The 17,733-nt window shown below is 65.8% G+C and carries 15 protein-coding genes and 1 pseudogene; 7 read left to right on the top strand and 9 right to left on the bottom strand.

From position 1 onward, the window contains the following. The coding region (locus AC5Y47_RS25165) for an NADH-quinone oxidoreductase subunit M (RefSeq protein WP_499946974.1) at positions 1-1,140 on the top strand (1,140 nt) is incomplete at its 5' end. Beyond that, positions 1,137-2,708, top strand: coding sequence for an NADH-quinone oxidoreductase subunit NuoN (nuoN, locus tag AC5Y47_RS25160; RefSeq protein ID WP_499946973.1), 1,572 nt, complete (start codon positions 1,137-1,139; stop codon positions 2,706-2,708). The genes AC5Y47_RS25165 and nuoN, both read left to right, overlap by 4 nt. A 143-nt stretch (positions 2,709-2,851) precedes the next feature. Here the strand turns inward: nuoN and AC5Y47_RS25155 are convergent, their stop codons facing one another. Further along, on the bottom strand, positions 2,852-6,055 hold the full coding sequence (locus tag AC5Y47_RS25155) for a PPE family protein (RefSeq protein WP_499946972.1): 3,204 nt from the start codon (positions 6,053-6,055) through the stop codon (positions 2,852-2,854). A gap of 5 nt (positions 6,056-6,060) precedes the next feature. Here AC5Y47_RS25155 and AC5Y47_RS25150 point away from each other — a divergent pair, with 5 nt between their 5' ends. Continuing rightward, a complete protein-coding gene (locus AC5Y47_RS25150) occupies positions 6,061-6,369 on the top strand; it encodes a hypothetical protein (protein ID WP_499946970.1) in 309 nt (102 codons plus the stop codon). Positions 6,370-6,507: 138 nt separating this feature from the next. Here AC5Y47_RS25150 and AC5Y47_RS25145 read toward each other — a convergent pair whose 3' ends face one another. The 5 genes from AC5Y47_RS25145 to AC5Y47_RS25125 are packed head-to-tail and all read right to left on the bottom strand — an operon-like array spanning position 6,508 to position 10,586. After that, positions 6,508-6,924, bottom strand: coding sequence for a hypothetical protein (locus AC5Y47_RS25145; RefSeq protein ID WP_499946969.1), 417 nt, complete (start codon positions 6,922-6,924; stop codon positions 6,508-6,510). Positions 6,925-6,926: 2 nt separating this feature from the next. Beyond that, entirely contained in the window at positions 6,927-8,186 is a 1,260-nt protein-coding gene (locus tag AC5Y47_RS25140; protein WP_499946968.1) for a DUF58 domain-containing protein, read from the bottom strand. Then, a complete protein-coding gene (locus AC5Y47_RS25135; protein ID WP_499946967.1) occupies positions 8,183-9,151 on the bottom strand; it encodes an AAA family ATPase in 969 nt (322 codons plus the stop codon). The genes AC5Y47_RS25140 and AC5Y47_RS25135 overlap by 4 nt, the downstream gene beginning before the upstream one ends. Beyond that, positions 9,148-9,633: a hypothetical protein gene (locus tag AC5Y47_RS25130; RefSeq protein ID WP_499946966.1), complete on the bottom strand. Its 486-nt coding sequence runs from the start codon at positions 9,631-9,633 to the stop codon at positions 9,148-9,150. Before AC5Y47_RS25130 ends, AC5Y47_RS25135 begins: the two co-directional genes overlap by 4 nt. Then, on the bottom strand, positions 9,630-10,586 hold the full coding sequence (locus AC5Y47_RS25125; RefSeq protein ID WP_499946964.1) for a DUF4129 domain-containing protein: 957 nt from the start codon (positions 10,584-10,586) through the stop codon (positions 9,630-9,632). Before AC5Y47_RS25125 ends, AC5Y47_RS25130 begins: the two co-directional genes overlap by 4 nt. Positions 10,587-10,730: 144 nt before the next feature. On the opposite strand from AC5Y47_RS25125, the pseudogene AC5Y47_RS25120 reads away from it, so the two are divergent. Then, positions 10,731-11,519, top strand: a pseudogene (locus AC5Y47_RS25120) (DUF222 domain-containing protein); the annotation flags it as partial. 59 nt (positions 11,520-11,578) lie between these two features. Here AC5Y47_RS25120 and AC5Y47_RS25115 read toward each other — a convergent pair. Both AC5Y47_RS25115 and AC5Y47_RS25110 read right to left on the bottom strand, forming a co-directional pair. Beyond that, complete coding sequence (locus tag AC5Y47_RS25115; protein ID WP_499946963.1) at positions 11,579-12,403, bottom strand: SDR family NAD(P)-dependent oxidoreductase; 825 nt, start codon at positions 12,401-12,403, stop codon at positions 11,579-11,581. Continuing rightward, positions 12,400-12,996, bottom strand: a complete 597-nt coding sequence (locus tag AC5Y47_RS25110; RefSeq protein WP_499946962.1) for a TetR/AcrR family transcriptional regulator — start codon at positions 12,994-12,996, stop codon at positions 12,400-12,402. The genes AC5Y47_RS25115 and AC5Y47_RS25110 overlap by 4 nt, the downstream gene beginning before the upstream one ends. Before the next feature lie 45 nt (positions 12,997-13,041). Between AC5Y47_RS25110 and AC5Y47_RS25105 the strand changes: the two genes are divergently transcribed. From AC5Y47_RS25105 to AC5Y47_RS25095, 3 genes are read left to right on the top strand one after another with little or no spacing between them, the layout of a single operon-like run. Next, on the top strand, positions 13,042-14,160 hold the full coding sequence (locus AC5Y47_RS25105; protein ID WP_499946961.1) for a phosphotransferase family protein: 1,119 nt from the start codon (positions 13,042-13,044) through the stop codon (positions 14,158-14,160). Continuing rightward, positions 14,160-15,275, top strand: a complete 1,116-nt coding sequence (locus AC5Y47_RS25100) for an Rv3169 family protein (protein WP_499946960.1) — start codon at positions 14,160-14,162, stop codon at positions 15,273-15,275. Before AC5Y47_RS25105 ends, AC5Y47_RS25100 begins: the two co-directional genes overlap by 1 nt. A gap of 20 nt (positions 15,276-15,295) precedes the next feature. Continuing rightward, positions 15,296-16,639: a flavin monoamine oxidase family protein gene (locus tag AC5Y47_RS25095; RefSeq protein WP_499946959.1), complete on the top strand. Its 1,344-nt coding sequence runs from the start codon at positions 15,296-15,298 to the stop codon at positions 16,637-16,639. On the opposite strand, the gene AC5Y47_RS25090 is transcribed toward AC5Y47_RS25095, so the two are convergent. Then, positions 16,634-17,590 carry an alpha/beta fold hydrolase gene (locus AC5Y47_RS25090; RefSeq protein WP_499946958.1) on the bottom strand — a complete coding sequence of 319 codons (957 nt, stop codon included), beginning with the start codon at positions 17,588-17,590 and terminating at the stop codon, positions 16,634-16,636. The genes AC5Y47_RS25095 and AC5Y47_RS25090 overlap by 6 nt on opposite strands. Positions 17,591-17,733: the final 143 nt, after the last annotated feature.

Genomic DNA, 17,733 nt, shown 5'->3' with positions numbered 1-17,733 from the left:
ATGCTCATCCCGATGTACTTCCTGATCGGCGGGTTCGGCCAGGGCGCCGGACGCTCCCGCGCCGCGGTGAAGTTCTTGCTGTACAACCTGTTCGGCGGGCTGATCATGCTGGCCGCGGTGATCGGGTTGTACATCGTGACCGCGCAGCACGGGGGCGGCGGCACCTTCGACTTCCGCGAGATCGTCACCGGCGTGCAGTGGGGCCGCTACAGCAACGTCGACCCCGCGGTCTTCAAGGCGCTGTTCCTGGGATTCATGTTCGCGTTCGCGGTCAAGGCGCCGCTGTGGCCGTTCCACCGCTGGCTGCCCGACGCCGCGGTCGAGTCGACCCCGGCGACCGCGGTGTTGATCACGGCGGTGATGGACAAGGTCGGCACCTTCGGAATGCTGCGCTACTGCCTGCAGTTGTTCCCGGACGCCTCAACATATTTCCGGCCGGTGATCGTGACGCTGGCCATCATCGGGGTGATCTACGGCGCCATCGCGGCGATCGGTCAGACCGACATGATGCGCCTGATCGCCTACACCTCGATCTCACACTTCGGGTTCATCATCGCCGGCATCTTCGTGATGACCAGCCAAGGCCAGAGCGGGTCCACGCTCTACATGCTCAACCACGGCATCTCCACCGCGGCGGTGTTCCTGATCGCCGGCTTCCTGGTCTCCCGTCGCGGCAGCCGATTGATCGCCGACTACGGCGGCGTGCAGAAGGTGGCCCCGATCCTGGCGGGCACGTTCCTGGTGTCCTGCATGGCCACCCTCTCGCTACCCGGCCTGGCGCCGTTCGTCAGCGAATTCCTGGTCCTGCTGGGCACTTTCAACCGTTACTGGCTGGCCGCGGCGTTCGGCGTGACAGCGTTGGTGCTGGCGGCCATCTACATGCTGTGGCTGTATCAGCGGGTGATGACCGGTCCGGTGGCCGCGGGCAACGACAAGATCCGCGACCTGGCGGGCCGCGAAATGATCGTCGTCGCACCGCTTATCGCCCTGCTACTGGTGCTCGGGGTCTACCCCAAGCCGGTACTGGACGTCGTCAACCCCGCCGTCGACAACACCATGCGCACCATCGGCCAGCATGATCCCGCGCCCACCGTGCCCATGACCGGCGCAACCCGGCGAGCCGAAGGACCGCACCGATGATCAAGGCCCCGCACGTCGAATACTTCCTGCTGTCACCGATGTTCATCGTCTTCGGTGTGGCGATCGCCGGTGTGTTGATAGAGGCGTTCCTGCCACGGCGCATCCGCTACGGCGCCCAGGTGGCGCTCACCCTCGGCGGGCTCGTCGCGGCTCTCGTCGCCGTCGTCGCGGTGGCCAGGTCGATCCCCGCGTCCGGCCTCAGTGCGGTGGTCGACTCGATCGCCGTCGATCGACCGGCACTGTTCCTGCAAGGCACCGTGCTGTTGGTCGCGGTGTTGGCGGTCATCTTCATGGCCGAACGCAGCGCGCACGTCGCATCCAGAACCAAGGTCGCGGTGGCCGCCGGGCTGGATTCCTTTACCCCGCAGGCATCGTCGGTTCCCGGCAGCGACACCGAACGCGAAGCGGAGCGGGCCGGGGCCGCGCAGACCGAGCTGTTCCCCCTGGCAATGCTGTCGGTCGGCGGCATGATGGTGTTCCCCGCCTCCAACGACCTGCTGACGATGTTCGTCGCGCTGGAAGTGTTGTCGCTGCCGCTGTACCTGATGTGCGGGTTGGCCCGGCACCGCCGGCTGCTGTCCCAGGAATCGGCGCTGAAATACTTCCTGCTCGGGGCGTTCTCGTCGGCGTTCTTCCTCTACGGGGTGGCGTTGCTGTACGGGGCCACGGGCACGCTGACCCTGACCGGTATCCGCGATTCGCTTGCCGCGCAGAGCGATACGACGATGGCGTTGGCCGGCGTCGCGCTGTTGGCGGTGGGCCTGCTGTTCAAGGTCGGTGCCGTCCCGTTCCATTCCTGGATTCCCGACGTGTACCAGGGCGCCCCCACCCCGATCACCGGGTTCATGGCGGCGGCCACCAAGGTTGCCGCGTTCGGCGCGCTGGTGCGGGTCGTGTACGTCGCGTTGCCGCCGCTGCACGCCGACTGGCGGCCGGTGCTGTGGGGCATCTCGATCCTGACCATGGCCGTCGGCACCGTCACCGCGGTGAACCAGACCGACGTCAAGCGGATGCTGGCCTATTCCTCGGTCGCACACGTGGGTTTCATCCTCACCGGTGTGATCGCCGACAACTCCGCCGGCCTGTCGGCGACGTTGTTCTATCTGGTTGCCTACAGTTTCAGCACGGTCGGTGCGTTCGCGATCGTCGGGCTGATCCGGGACGCCGACGGGGTGGAGGACGCTTCGCTCGCCAACTGGGCCGGCCTCGGTCAACGCAGTCCCATTGTGGGCGTGATGCTTTCGATGTTCCTGCTGGCGTTCGCCGGCATCCCGTTGACAAGCGGGTTCATCAGCAAGTTCGCGGTGTTCCGGGCGGCCGCCGAGGGTGGCGCTGTGCCGTTGGTGATCATCGGTGTCATCTCCAGCGGCGTGGCCGCCTACTTCTACGTGCGGGTCATCGTGTCGATGTTCTTCACCGAGCCGACCGACCACACTCCTCAGGTCGCGGAGCCCGGCATTCTGAGCAAGATCGCCATCGCGGCATGTGCTCTGGTGACCGTCGCCTTGGGCGTCTTCCCGCAGCCGGTGCTCGACCTGGCCGCGCAGGCGGGCCAGTTGCTGCACTGATTCACGTAGGCCAGGCCGGACCCCGATCACCTGAACTCGTGAGCTCGGGCGATCGCCCCCACGGCCTGTACCCACAGACTCTAGGGTGCACGTCGGCGAATTTCCGGGCTTTCGTGATATTCGTTGCGGCGCAGCGCAACTGACTACGGCTGACCGAAGAATCCCGCTTGGTTGTCGCCGCGGTTGCCGACCCCGGAGCTGTCTTGGCCCAGGTTGAAGAATCCCGATGAGAGCGAACCGGAATTTCCGATGCCGGAACTGAACGTGAGGCCCGACAGGTTGATACCGGTGTTGTTGTCGCCGCTGTTGGTGAAACCGACGTTGTAAGTACCTGTGTTGAAATACCCGACCAGCGCGGTGCCGGCGTTCATGAACCCGGACGACGGCAATGCGGCGATCCCGTTGGCGTTCTGGAATCCGGTCACGTTGTCACCGGTGTTGAAGAATCCCGAACTGCCGGTGCCGGTATTGCCGAACCCGGAGGTCGTTCCGGGCTGGTTCAGGTTACTGCCGATGGCGGTGTTGACGTCGCCGGCATTGAACAGACCGGTATTGAGGTTGCCCGCGTTGCCGTAGCCGGTGTTGAGGCTGCCCGAGTTGAACGAGCCGGTGTTGCCGCCGCCGCCGAGTCCGGCGTTTCCGCCGGCGTTGAAGTCGCCGGTGTTGCTGGTGCCGGAGTTGCCCGAGCCTGCGTTGTAATGGCCGCCGTTTCCGATGCCCATGTTCTGGTTGCCACCATTGCCGACACCGAAGTTGTAGCTGCCCCCGTTGCCGACGCCGGTGTTGACCGAGCCACCGTTCCAGAAGCCGGTGTTGACGTCGCCCGCGTTGCCGAAACCGGTGTTGCCGTTGCCGGAGTTGAAGAACCCGAAGTTGCCGTCACCGGAGTTGAAGAAGCCGATGTTGTTGTTGCCCGAGTTTCCGAAGCCGAGGTTGCCGAGCCCCGTGTTCAAAGCACCGATACCGAACTGGTTATTACCGGTGAGCCCTATGCCGATGTTGTTATCGCCGAAATTGCCGAAACCGAAGTTGAAGTTTCCGTTGTTTCCGAATCCGACATTGCCGAAGCCGAGATTGCCGCTGCCGAGGTTGGAACCGCCGAGGTTGCCGTTGCCGAAGTTGGAGGAGCCGGAGTTGCCGCTGCCCAGGTTGTTGCTTCCGAAACGGTTACCCATGCCGAAGTTGCCGTCACCGAAGGAGTTACCGCTGCCCAAGTTGAAGATGCCGAAACTATTGCCGCTGCCGAAATTCGTGTGACCGATATTGCCGCTGCCCAGGTTGAAGTAGCCGAAGTTGCCGCTGCCCAGGTTCAGGTTGCCGATGTTGCCGCTACCGAGGTTGACATTGCCGAAGTTCCCGCTGCCCAGGTTGAAGTTGCCGATGTTGCCACCACCGAGGTTCCAGTCGCCGAAATTGCCCAGGCCGGTGTTGATGGCGGGCAGCCCGAATGCGGCCGGTGCGGACACTGCACTGACGATCGGGGCCAGCGGTCCCAGGTCGAGCAGGAACGCGGGCGTACTGGCCGGACCGAAGATCCCCGCCTGGCCGTCGCCGCGGTTGAAGGCTCCGGCGCTGCCGTTGCCCCAGTTCGACAGGCCGCTGCTGAAGCTGCCGGCGTGGCCGACACCCGAACCTCCGGTACCGGAAATCAGGATGCCGCTCGAGGCCGAGCCAGTGTTGAAGAAACCGACATTGTTGGTGCCCGCATTGTTGATGCCGACGTTGCCGTCACCGAAGTTATGGAACCCGGAGTTGTTGCTGGCACCGACGTTCTGGAAGCCAGACGAAAGATCACCGCTGTTGTAGAAGCCTGAGGTTCCAGTTCCGGTGTTGCCGAAGCCGGACGAAGTGACGCCCGCCGGCGTGATCGAGCTACCTAGGCCGGTGTTCAGGTCGCCCGAGTTGAGCAACCCGGTATTGGTCCAACCTGAATTGCCATACCCGGTGTTGAAGTAGCCCGAGTTGGCGCTGCCCGTATTTGCGTTACCGGTGTTGAACATGCCGGTATTCGATGATCCCGCGTTGCCGAGTCCCACGTTTCCACCGCCGGCATTACCGAGACCCATGTTGAAGTCACCCGCGTTACCCGGACCGAAGTTTTGGAAGCCGGCATTGCCGAAACTGGTGTTTAAGCTGCCCGCATTCCAGAAGCCGGTATTGATGTTTCCCGAGTTGCCGATGCCGAAGTTGCCGTCACCTGAGTTGAAGAAGCCGAAGTTGCCGTCACCAGAATTGAAGAAGCCGACATTGTTGTTGCCCGAGTTCCCGAACCCGAAGTTGGCGAGACCCGAGTTGAGCGCGCCGATGCCGATCAGGTTGTCGCCGGTGAGCCCGAAGCCGATGTTGTTGTTTCCGTTGTTGCCGAAGCCGAAGTTCAGGTTTCCGTTGTTGCCGAACCCGATATTGTTGAATCCCAGGTTGCCGCTACCCAGGTTGAAGGAACCCAAATTCCCGCTACCGTAATTCGTGCTACCGAGGTTCCCGCCAAGGATATTGCCGTTACCGGAGTTCCCGAAGCCGAAAATGTTGCCGAAACCGTTATTTCCAAAACCGAGGTTGGACTGGCCAATATTTCCGAGGCCCAGGTTGATGTAACCGTTGTTTCCGAAACCGAAGTTGTACGAACCGAAGTTTCCGCCGCCGAAGTTCAGGTTGCCAGTGTTTCCGCTACCCAGGTTGACACTGCCGAAGTTGCCGTTCCCCAGGTTGAAGTCGCCCAGGTTGCCCCCGCCAAGGTTCCACGTACCGATGTTGCCCAAGCCCGTGTTGATCGCCGGAATCGCCGCCGCCACCGCGGCTGCGGCTCCGGATGCGACCTGACCCAGAGCCGGCAAGCTCGTTACCCACGAAGCCAACTGCGACGCCGCCGCAGCCGCTCCGCTGTAGTAGCCCACCATCGCCGCGACGTCGGCGGCCCAGAACTCCTCGTAGATGCTCTCGGCGGCCGCGATTGCCGGCGCATTCTGGCCGAATAGGTTCGAGACCACCAACTGCACGAACGCATTTCGGTTCGCCGACACCGCCAATGGATGCACGGTCGCCGCCTGCGCGGCCTCGAATGCGCTCACCACGGCCTGGGCCGAACCGGCCGCTCCCACCGCTCGTGCCGCCGCCGCGGAGAGCCAACTCGCGTACGGAGCCGCCGCGGCAGCCATCTGCGCCGCCGCCGCACCCTGCCACGCCTGTCCAGCCAGACTCGAGGTCACCGACGCGAAAGATTGTGCCGCCGTTGCCAACTCCTCAGCCAAGCCGTTCCAGGCCGCTGCGGCCTCCAACATCGGCGCGGATCCCGCACCGGCGAAAATCCGCAACGAATTGATCTCCGGCGGCAATACGAAGAAACTCATGACCGATGTCCCCCTTCAACGGGCGAATGCAGCAGGCGAGCGAAGTGATCGCGGTCAACGCGAACACCATGAAGACTCTAGGAAAGTCGAAGGCGGGATATCGGGAATTCGGCAAATTGTTTCCGCACGCGAATCAATGGAATCTCGTCGTGCGGGTACGTCCACACCGCTTCGCTTCATGGACGAGTGCACAATGCCTGCCGCCTGACCGGCGTCAAACGAACCGGACCCTTGAAGTTGATGTTCGGTTGTGGGCGACCGCCTTTTGTTCCGCGGTGGAGCGTACTAGAACCTTTGTAATTGCAATTATTTGATACCAGCGGTGTGTCCAAACAGGAGCTGGAGCGGGAAAAGGCGGCTAGCAAATTACTCCGCATGAGGTGCCGGAGCACCGGCGCTGGCTGAACATCGGCGCCGCCTGTCTGGCGCCAACATCCTGCCCCCGGCCGGTCTCAATTCAGAAATGGCCGGGTAGCCACCACGTAGATCGCCAAAACCGCGAGCGGAGCCAATAGCGGCAACCACGGCAGTTGCAGCGGAAACGACGTCGCGACCAAGCCGACGAAGGTGAACCCGACTGCACCGACGAGCGTCGCCGGCGATGTGGCCAGATGACGGCTCAGCAGGTAACCCGCCGCACACAGCCCGGACAGCGCGGCGAATACCTGCGGGGTATCGGCGCCGACGATGACCGCTACCGTCAGCAGCACGGAAATCGTTGCGGCCGAGCGATTTATCGTTCCCGCTCCCACTGCCAGCACCGCCGTCGCCGCCAACACCAGCACCGGTCCGTGCGAGCCGGCGGCAGCCAATCCCACCATCAGCAAGCCGAACGCCGCGGAAACAATGCTCTGTGCGCGCGACGGCATCTTCAGTGCCTGCCCTGCAGTTGACGCCGGATCCGGCGGCGGCGGTCGGGCAGCCCGCCCAAGGACTGTTCCAGCGAGCGATCCCCGGGCCAGGACAGCACATCCACACCAACGGTGGCCATGTCGCGGTACATCGCCGAACGTTGCAACGTCCACATCTTGTCCACCAGCGGATCGAGTTCACCTTCGAACGGTGAGCCGTCGAGGACGTCCACGGCCACCACCACATGACCGCGCCGGCGCAGATCGATGAGCGCCAAAGCGAATTCGGTGTCGAGCAGGGTGGAGAACGCGAACACGATCGCACCCGCCGGGACGGCGGCGCGGGGCGCCAATGTGCCCGTGGCGTTGTCGAACTGCTCACCGGCACCGAGCACGGTATCCAGCACCCGGTAGAACTGCCGTTGCCCGATGTCGGCGCCCAGCCAGCGCGGGCGATTGCCGCCCAGCGCGACGATCCCGGCCCGGTCTCCGTTACGCAGCGCCGTCTGCACCACTTGGGCGGCGCCGCGCACCACGCGCTCGGTGGCCTCGGTCGCGGGTCCCGCCGGCTGGCGATACGTGTCGATGAGCACTACCACGTCAGCCGCGCGGTCGGTCAGCCGTTGCGTGACATGCAGTCGGCCCCGGCGTGCGCTGACCGCCCAATTCACCGCGCGCAGTTGATCTCCGGGAACGTAAGGGCGGATGTCGGCGTATTCGACGCCCGGACCGACATGGCGGGTGAGATGGGCACCCAACCGATCGAGCAGCTCGGTCTGCGGAATCGATGTCGATTGCGGCGGTGTCAGCGGGAAGACGATGACGGCGGAGACGTCAGCGGTCCCGGTCCCCCGCACCAGACCACCGCGCGCCACCACGTCCACGCGAACCGTGATCGGATAGCGCCCCCACCGATGGGTGACCGCGGTCACCGATTTTCCCTGGCCGCCATCCACCACATCGAGTTGCATGCCAGGTAGCGCCGATACCGTCAGGGCTGTGACCGCGTCCTCGGAATCCGTTGTGCTCCAGACCGTTATCTTTGCGTCTTCACCCTCGAAGCACCGTTGGGTATCCGGGTCCGCGTGTACCTGCACGTTCGGGGCCGGCCGCTGCCAACCCAGCGAGCACAGCACCCCGAGCAGCGGTGCGACGAAAGCGATCAACTGCCAGCGCCCGCTGATCACGGCGACCGCCAGCGCCACTCCGGCGCCGGTGGCGATCGCAAGGGTCAATTGCGAAGCACGCCAGCGCAACTCGACTTCCCGAGTCTGGATCACACCGATCCACCGTTGGCCCGCGGAACCGGCAACCGCCGCAGTAGTTCGCCTACCACGTCAGCGCCCTGGATCTTGCGCACCCACATCTCCGGACGCAGCGTGATGCGGTGTGCGACAGCGGCGGTGGCGAGAGCCTTGACGTCTTCGGGGATCACGTAGTCGCGACCGAGCAGCAGCGCACGGGCGCGGGCGAGTTGTACCAGGTCCAGTTCGGCACGCGGGCTGGCCCCGACGGAAACCTGCGGGTGGTGCCGGGTCGCGGTGGCCAGCGAGACGACGTAGCGCAGAACGTCCTCGTGCACCGTGACCTGCTCGACCGATTCGCGCATCGCCAGCAGATCGTGTGCGTCGACCACTTGGTTCACCGTCGGCTGCGCCGAACCGCGATCCAGCCGTCGGCGCAGCATCGCCGCCTCGTCCTGCTCGGAGAGGTAACGCAGTTCCAGCCGGATCGAGAACCGGTCCAGTTGCGCTTCCGGCAACGGATAGGTGCCTTCGTACTCGATCGGATTGTCGGTGGCCAGGACGATGAACGGCGTGGGCAGCCGGTGGGTTTGGCCGTCGATGCTGACCTGTCCCTCGGCCATCGCCTCGAGCAGGGCGGCCTGCGTCTTGGGCGGGGTGCGGTTGATCTCGTCGGCGAGCAGCAGGTTGGTGAAGATCGGTCCGCGGCGGAAATCGAAACGGCCGGACTGCATGTCGTAGATGGTCGAGCCGAGCAGGTCGGCCGGCAGCAGATCCGGGGTGAACTGCACGCGGGTGAACTCCAGCCCCAGCGCCGAGGCGAACGAACGCGCGATCAACGTCTTGCCCAGCCCGGGTAGGTCTTCGATCAGGACGTGACCGCCGGCCAGGACTGCGGTCAAGATGAGCGTCAACGCCGGCCGCTTGCCTACCACGACGCGTTCGATCTCGTCGAGTACCGCCTCGCAATTGGCGGTGGTTGTCGCCGCGGGCATCGTCATACTTGCTCCAACCTTCGCAGGATCTCTTCGAGCGCCTCGCGACCGGGTCCCGATTGTCGGTGGCTGTCGGCATTCCCGACGTTGTTGGGATCGACCCATTCCCAAAGCTGCGGGCCGAACAGCATCTCGCCGGTTGCGCTATACGCCGTGGGATCCTTGGCGTGTCGTTGGCCGGTGGCCATTTGGTAGCGACGGGCGAGCATCGGGCGCAGGTGGCGGTCCCAGTCTGCGCGGGTGGACTCCGACCAGCGGATCGTCGTCTCGGTGTTGGACAACCAGCGGCGCAGCCCGTCCCCGGGATCGTCGGAGTCCGGTTCGGCGACAGGCTCGTTCGGGTGCCCGAGGACCCTGCGGATGTTGAGCAGGACCAAGGCCGCGCCAATTCCCGTCGCGGCGAGCACGAAACCACGATCGCGCACGATCAGGGCGAGTGCCTCGATTCCCAGGATGAGTAAAACGCCGGTTACCACAAGCCTTTTCATGCCCGCAGACCCGATCGAGGTGTTATCTCGTCGAGCACCAACTCCAGTAGCCGGACCGCGGTCTCACGGTGCCCTTCGTCCATCACGTGCGGACTGAACCGCGCTTCCTCGAACAGGTTCACCAGTTGCATCGCGTTGTCGGCACGCAGCGCATGGTGTTCGACGGCACGAGCCAGCACTTCGGTCGGAGTGTCGAACGCCTGGGGGACTGCGCCGGGCACGTTGGCCAATTCGCGTTCCATTGCCGCGTAGCAGGCGATGATCGCTTCGCGTGGTTCGCGGCTGAGATCTGCCATCTCGGCCAGTCCGACTTCTGCTGCGCGCAACAATGTTTCGGAGGCATTCTCCGGCGGCCGGGGTTCGGCGGCGTCGCCGTCGCGGACGGTGTCAACCGGTGCGACTCCTCGCCGTCGGGAAGCGACCGCACTGCCGACGAACAACATCAGCAGCACCGGCACGGTCGCAAGCAGGATGCCGAGCATGTCGCCGCTGTTCTTGTGCTGTGGATGTTGCTTGACCGGCGGGTTGGTGCCCGGACTGCCCGTCGTCGGGACATTCTTCGGTTGCGTCACTTCCAGTCCCACATCGGGCGGGGTGAAGAGGCGGGAAAGCACGATCGCGAGCACTAACCAGGCCACGATCACCGCGAGTGCGATCAGCACTATTCGCCAACTGGGCCGGGCGGTGTCCTTGCCCAGCATTTCCGACAGGTCGACGGTGCTGGGTGCGGCGGTGCGCGGGTCGCGCAGGCGGGCGATGATCGAGAACGCCAGCAGGCCGACCGTGGCTGCGATTGCCGCCGCGAGGAACATCAGCGCCGCGGGACTTCCGCCGGCTTCCCTCAGGCGCGTTCCGTGCTGGGCGGGCAGGTATCCGCGCAGTGCCGCGGCGACCACGATCAGCAGGGCGATCACCGTGAGGACGCGTCCCGTGGGCTTGTCGACTCGCCCCATAGCCCGAAGGCTAACCGCGACGAGACGCCGGGGTCCAGAGCGGTCGCCGACCAGAGTTCCTGGTGGGGTGCCGGCCGCAGACATCGGTGGTATAGTCGAACATATGTTCGAAGCACCGGTTTAAGTGATGGCGACCAGCAGGTCTTGGAGGCCGAGCTGATCGCGCGGATCACTGCGCTTGAACTCGGCAAGAGCGCTGCGGCCGCCGAACAGGCCCGCCTCACCGCCGCGCTGGCGACGTGTCGCCGCAGCGCCGAGGCCGCCGCCGGTGTACCTGCCCGCAAACAGGGCCGCGGGCTGGCCAGCGAGATCGCGCTGGCTCGCCACGACTCACCGGTTCGGGGCAGCCGGCATCTGGGTTTTGCCCACGCGTTGGTGCACGAAATGCCCCATACCCTGGCCGCCCTGGAGGCTGGGGCGCTCTCGGAGTGGCGGGCCACTCTGATCGTGCGCGAATCAGCCTGCCTGGACGTCGAGGACCGGCGCACCCTGGACCGCGAAATGTGTTCCGATCAGGCCGATTTGGACGGTCTGGGTGATCGGAAGATAGTGGCGGCGGCCAAAGCCATCGCCTATCGGCTCGATCCGCGCGCGGTGGTCGACCGCGCCGCAAACGCCGAGGCCGACCGCACCGTGACGATCCGGCCCGCACCCGACACCATGGTCTGCGTCAGCGCTCTCTTGCCGGTCGCCAAAGGCGTCGGGGTCTATGCCGCACTGCGCCGCGCCGCCGACACCACCTTCGACGGCCGGTCCCGAGGTCAGGTCATGGCCGACACTCTCATGGAGCGCGTCACCGGAAGTCCTGCCGAGGTACGGGCCCCGGTCGCCGTCAACCTGGTGATGTCCGACGAGACATTGCTCGGCGACGGCGCCGCGGCGGCGCACCTGGACGGCTATGGGCCGATCCCGGCCGCGGTGGCTCGCAGCCTGCAGCGAAATCGAAGCCGCCATCACCGTCACACTGATCGACCGACATGCCGCCTAACACGTCAGACCTTGAACGGGGTGAAGCTGCCGTCGAGCACCTGGTGGTGACCGATGGTGCGTCCGGTGATCACGCGCGGGTCGACATGCGTCAATTGCACTGCGGCCTGGGCGAATTCGTCAGCCGAGCTGACGTCGTCGAAGTCGCGCGCGTAGTAGGACAGGCCGGGGGTCATGATCGGTTTGGACGGCGCCAGCGCGTTGACCGCGATGTTGTAGTCGGCGAGGTCGAAAGCCGCACACTGGGTCAGGTGTTCGAGCGCAGCCTTGGACCCGCCGTATCCAGGGAGCACTCCGACGCCGCGGTCGGAATAGGGGCCATCGCCGGGCAGCCGCGACGCGATCGAGGTGATGTTGACGATCGAGCCGCCGCCGGCGTTGATCATGTCCGGGCTGACCAATTGCATCAGTTCGTACGCCGCAAAGATCGAGATCTCGAAGTGCCGGCGATAGGCCGCCAACGGGACACTGACGAAGCCCGGCCAGTCGGGCTTGGTGTTGGGTGCTTTGGCGCGACGCTGCGCACCCGGTCGCCCCGGTGCGGTGAAGGCCGCGTTGTTGACCAGCGTGGTGATGGGCCCCAAGGCTTCCCGCGCCTCGGAGACCAGGCGGGCGACATCGTCGCGGTCGGTCAGGTCGGCGCGCACGGCCACCGCACGGCCGCCGGACGACTCGATCTCGGCGACCGTCTCGCCGATCGTTCCGGGCAGGCGCTCGTCCCAGACCTCCTCGGTGCGACCGACGACGGCCACCGCAGCGCCGTCGGCCGCCAGGGCCACGGCTATCGCCCGGCCCAGCCCGCGGCTGGCGCCCGTGACGATCGCCGTCACCTGTTGACTCCGTGCACGACGATGGCGGTCGTCTGGTCCACCCAGGCGTCGTCGAGTTCGGGGTACAACAACATTCGCAGCATCGTGGCTCCCCCTATCAACTCGATGAGACGGCCCGGTTCGACGTCCGGGTGCGCCTCTCCACGCTCAACCGCCTCACGCAGCCGGACCCGGACCGCGTCGAACAGGCCGGCGAAACGTGCCATCACGCGGGCGTTCAACGACGGGTCGGCGGTCATGTCCGCAAGAAGTCCCGGCAATGCGGCGCGCACGACAGGAGTCGTGAAAATGTCGCGCGTCGCCTCGATCATCATCCGGATGTCGGCGGCGAAGTCGCCGGCCGGGGTTTCCAACGCTGTCGGCGCGACCGGGAAGGCGGCCTCGTGAACCAACTCGGCTTTACTCGACCACCGCCGATAGAGTGCCGACTTGGTGGTCCCGGCCCGCTCGGCGACCGCGGCCAGGCTCAGGTTCGAATATCCGATCTGCACAAGCAGTTCCGACGTCGCCGCCAAGATGGCCGAGTCGATGCGCGGATCCCGCGGCCGGCCGGCGCCGGAGGCCTTGTCAAGGGATGGCACGTCTGCTTTCATAACGCTACCTACCGTATCGTAATTATCTCGCGAAGGAAGCATTCCGTGGCCAATGAACCGGCGGTCGAAGATGTCGGCCGCATGCAACGCTCGAGCCGCGACACCACGACCGTTCCGCAGCTGCTGTCGCAGTGGCTGTCGACGAAATTGCCCACGGCACCGGAGATAACCGTAGAAAGCGGCGTCGACTCCACCGGAATGTCATCGGAGACGATCATCCTGACCGCCCGCTGGGACGGGCAGGAACAGAAGCTAGTGGCCCGGGTCGCCCCCACCAACGAAGACGTTCCGGTGTTTCCGACCTATCGCCTCGATCACCAATTCGAGGTCATTCGCCAAGTCGGCGAGCTGACCGACGTGCCGGTCCCGCAGGTGCGCTGGATCGAGAACACCGGCGAGGTGCTCGGTGCGCCGTTCTTTCTGATGGATTACGTCGAGGGCGTGGTCCCGCCCGATGTGATGCCGTATACGTTCGGCGGGAACTGGTTCGCCGACGCGCCGGTCGAGCAACAACGGAAGCTGCAGGACGCGTCGGTAGGGATTCTGGCGACCCTGCACTCGATCCCCGACGCGGAGAAGACATTTGGTTTCCTCGCCGAGGGACTGACCGGTGACACCGCGCTGCGCAGGCATTTCAACTGGGTCAAGTCCTGGTACGACTTCGCCGTCCCCGACATCGGGCGTTCGCCGTTGGTGGAGCGCAGTCTCCAATGGCTGCAAGCCAATTGGCCCGCCGGAGCCGACCAGCGCGAGCCCGTCCTGCTGTGGGGGGACGCCCGGGTGGGCAACGTGCTGTACCGCGACTTCGCCCCGGTGGCGGTGCTGGACTGGGAAATGGTGACGTTGGGTCCACGTGAACTCGACGTGGCGTGGATGATATTCGCGCACAAGGTGTTCGAGGAACTTGCCGGGTTGGCGACGCTGCCGGGACTGCCGCAGGTGATGCGCGAGGAAGACGTGCGCGACACCTATCGAGGGCTCACCGGCGTGCAACTCGACGACCTGCAGTGGTTCTACGTGTATTGCGGCATCATGTGGGCCTGCGTCTTCATGCGCACCGGAGCGCGGCGCATTCACTTCGGCGAAACCGAGAAACCCGACGAGGTGGAGTCGCTGTTCTATCACGCCGGTTTGATGAAACGCCTTATCGGAGAGGAGCAATAATGCTCGGCCCACTCGACGAATACCCGGTACACCAGGTCCCGCAGCCGATCGCGTGGCCGGGCTCCTCGGACCGCAACTTCTACGACCGTTCCTACTTCAACGCCCACGACCGCACCGGCGATATCTTCGTGATCACCGGCATCGGCTACTACCCCAACCTCGGGGTCAAGGACGCCTTCCTGCTCGTCCGCCGCGGCGACACTCAAACCGCGGTGCACGTTTCGGACGCCATCGATCAGGACCGGCTGCACCAGCACGTCAACGGCTACCGGGTCGAGGTCATCGAGCCGCTACGCAAGATTCGGATCGTGCTCGACGAAACAGAAGGCGTCGCAGCCGATCTCACCTGGGAAGGCCTGTTCGACGTCGTGCAGGAGCAGCCACACATCCTGCGGACCGGTAACCGGGTGACGCTGCATGCCCAACGGTTCGCGCAGCTGGGCAGCTGGAGCGGGCACCTGGCGATCGACGGCGAAACCATCGATGTCGACCCGGCGACCTGGATCGGCAGCCGCGACCGGTCCTGGGGTATCCGCCCGATCGGGGAGGCCGAGCCGGCCGGCCGGCCGGCCGACCCGCCGTTCGAGGGCATGTGGTGGCTCTATGTCCCGATGGCGTTCGAGGACTTCGCGATCGTGCTGATCATCCAGGAGGAGCCGAACGGGTTCCGCTCGCTCAACGACTGCACCCGGGTCTGGCGCGACGGACGGGTCGAGCAGCTGGGCTGGCCGCGGGTCAAGATCCACTACCGTTCCGGCACCCGCATCCCGACCGGGGCGACCATCGACGCCACCGCCTGCGACGGCACCCCCGTCCATTTCGACGTCGAGTCCAAACTGCCGGTGCCGATTCACGTCGGCGGCGGGTACGGCGGCGACTCGGACTGGCTGCACGGCACCTGGAAGGGCGAGAAGTTCGTCGAGCGCCTGACCTACGACATGACCGACGCGGCCATCATCGGGCGGTCCGGATTCGGCGTCATCGACCACGTGGGGCGCGCGGTATGCCGGGAGGGCGACGCGGACCCGGTGGAAGGTTGGGGTCTGTACGAGCACGGGGCACTGGGCCGCCACGACCCGTCGGGATTCGCCGACTGGTTGACGGTCGCTCCCTGACGTGCGGTTCACTGACAGACGTGACGAACCCGGCGTGGAATGTCGACGTTGTCGTGGTGGGCGCCGGCTTCGCCGGGTTGACCGCAGGCCGCGAGCTGACCCGGCAGGGGCACGACGTGCTGGTGTTGGAGGGCCGAGACCGCGTCGGGGGCCGCTCGTTCACCGGCACGGTCGCGGGACTGCCGATCGACCGGGGCGGTTCGTTCGTCGGCCCCACCCAGGATGCCGTGCTGGCGTTGATCGACGAACTCGGGCTGCCGACGGTGCCGACCTATCACGACGGCAACAACGTGATCCACTGGCGCGGCGCGGCGCGCGCATACAGCGGAACCATTCCCCGGCTCTCGCTGATCGGCCTGCTCGATATCGCCCGCCTGCAATGGCAGTTCGAGCGGATCTCCCGCACGGTTCCCGTCACGTCGCCGTGGACGGCAAGACAGGCCGGGCAGTTGGACAGTGTGTCCCTCGGTCAGTGGCTACGCGCGGTACGTGCCACCGAATCCTCGCAGGATCTGATGGCGATCATGACCCGGGTCACCTGGGGCTGTGAACCCGACGACGTATCCATGCTGCACGCGGCCCGGTACGTACGCGCGGCCGGCGGCCTGAACCGACTGCTGGACACCGAAAACGGCGCACAGCAGGACCTCATCCCCGGCGGCACGCAGCAGATCGCCGACCGGGCGGCCGCCGAACTCGGCGATCGAGTGGTGCTGGACGCACCGGTGCGGCGCATCGAACGGCACGGCTCGGGTGTGACCGTCACCAGCGACCAGGGTCAGGCCGAGGCAGGGTTCGTCATCGTCGCGATCCCACCCGCCCATCGCGCCGCGATCGAATTCACTCCCCCGCTGCCCCCCGAATACACCGAGCTCGCCGAGCATTGGCCGCAGGGCCGACTCAGCAAGGCGTATGCGGCCTACGAGACGCCGTTCTGGCGGGCCAGGGGATTTTCCGGTTCGGCGCTGCTCGACAAGGGCCCGGTGTTCATCACCTTCGATGTCAGCCCGCAAGACGGGCCCGGCATCCTGTTGGGCTTCGTCGACCCGCGCGCGTTCGACTCGCTCACCTTCGAGCAGCGTCGCGGTGATGCGCTGCGGTGCTTCGCCTCGCTGTACGGCGACGAAGCTCTGACACCCATCGACTACACCGATTTCCGTTGGGGGACCGAGGAATTCGCACCGGGCGGCCCTACCGCGGCGGTGCCGCCGGGATCCTGGACGAAGTACGGTCGAGTGCTGCGCAAGCCCGTCGGCCCGATCCACTGGGCGGGCACCGAGACGGCCGACGAATGGACCGGCTATTTCGACGGAGCCGTGCGGTCCGGGCGGCGTGCGGCCGCCGAGGTGGCCGCGCTGCTATGAGCTGATCAGACGGATCCGGTCGTGCCGGGCCCGCACCGACTCGGCGAGCCCGCGCAGCTGCTGATTCACCGCTTCGGGCTGTTCCAGCATCGAGCAGTGCCCGCCGGGCAGCTCGACGAGACCCACTACGTTGGGGGCGGCGCCGGCGATCTTGCGCGACTGGCTGATCGGTGTCAGCCGGTCGCGCTTGCTGCCGATGACCAGCGTCGGCACCGTGAGCCCGTCCAGGCTCAGGTGGCGCGAACCCATCTCGTCGATGAGCATCCGCGCGCAGCCGCCGCGCCCGGCGGGCAACGTCTGGGCGAACAACTCGTAGACCAACTCGACGACGCCGGGGTCCGCCTCGGCCCCGGTCGCCATCAGCGCGACCATGTATTGGCTGGGTATCCGGACCGCGCTGGGCAGCGGCAACCCGCCGATGGCGTTGATCAGCGTTCTACCGGCGATCACGCGGACCGGGGACAGTCCCCGCGGTACCGACAGCAGCTTGATCTGGCGCAGCAGGTCACCGCTGGCCGTGTTGATCAGCGCGACGGCGTCGGCGCGTCGAGCGACCTTGTGGCGGTAACGCTGCGACCAGGCTTGGATGGTCATCCCGCCCATCGAGTGCCCGGCGATCAACGCGCGCTCGTGCGGGGCCAGCGTCGCCTCCAACACGCAATCCAGGTCCGACGCAAGGTGTTTGAGGCTGTAACCGCCGCGGCGCGGCAGGCCGCTGCGACCGTGTCCACGGTGGTCGAAGGCGATCACCCGGTATTCGCCTGCCAGATCGGCGATCTGGAAAGCCCAGGCGCGAATGGCGCAGACGAAGCCGTGCGTCAGGACGATCGGGTAGCCGTCCGGCGGACCGAATACTTGGGCGTGCAAGGGGGTTCCGTCGGCGGCGCGGACCGTCATGGCGCGGCCCGGTGGCATCAGTTCGGCCAGCGCACTGGACTTTCGAGCACTCATCGCCGCTCCCCCCTTGGCCGCGGCTCCGTTGCCGCCCTCCGGTTCAGCGAGTTTACCTGACCGTAATGTGCGGTCTGTCACATTCGCAGAACACGATCGGGTAACGGCCACGCAGGCGTGTGAGACCCTCTCGTGTCCCAGCT

This window comes from Mycobacterium sp. NGS22 (assembly GCF_059813095.1).
The sequence above is the reverse complement of the archived record's forward strand: the minus strand, read 5'-3'. Positions and strand labels throughout refer to the sequence as shown.

Excerpts from the sequence above, each read along its gene's own strand:
- nuoN (WP_499946973.1), top strand. The coding sequence starts at position 1,137 with ATGATCAAGGCCCCGCACGTCGAATACTTCCTGCTGTCACCGATGTTC.
- AC5Y47_RS25155 (WP_499946972.1), bottom strand. The coding sequence starts at position 6,055 with ATGAGTTTCTTCGTATTGCCGCCGGAGATCAATTCGTTGCGGATTTTC.
- AC5Y47_RS25150 (WP_499946970.1), top strand. The coding sequence starts at position 6,061 with ATGTCCCCCTTCAACGGGCGAATGCAGCAGGCGAGCGAAGTGATCGCG.
- AC5Y47_RS25145 (WP_499946969.1), bottom strand. The coding sequence starts at position 6,924 with ATGCCGTCGCGCGCACAGAGCATTGTTTCCGCGGCGTTCGGCTTGCTG.
- AC5Y47_RS25135 (WP_499946967.1), bottom strand. The coding sequence starts at position 9,151 with ATGACGATGCCCGCGGCGACAACCACCGCCAATTGCGAGGCGGTACTC.
- AC5Y47_RS25130 (WP_499946966.1), bottom strand. The coding sequence starts at position 9,633 with ATGAAAAGGCTTGTGGTAACCGGCGTTTTACTCATCCTGGGAATCGAG.
- AC5Y47_RS25125 (WP_499946964.1), bottom strand. The coding sequence starts at position 10,586 with ATGGGGCGAGTCGACAAGCCCACGGGACGCGTCCTCACGGTGATCGCC.
- AC5Y47_RS25110 (WP_499946962.1), bottom strand. The coding sequence starts at position 12,996 with ATGAAAGCAGACGTGCCATCCCTTGACAAGGCCTCCGGCGCCGGCCGG.
- AC5Y47_RS25100 (WP_499946960.1), top strand. The coding sequence starts at position 14,160 with ATGCTCGGCCCACTCGACGAATACCCGGTACACCAGGTCCCGCAGCCG.
- AC5Y47_RS25090 (WP_499946958.1), bottom strand. The coding sequence starts at position 17,590 with ATGAGTGCTCGAAAGTCCAGTGCGCTGGCCGAACTGATGCCACCGGGC.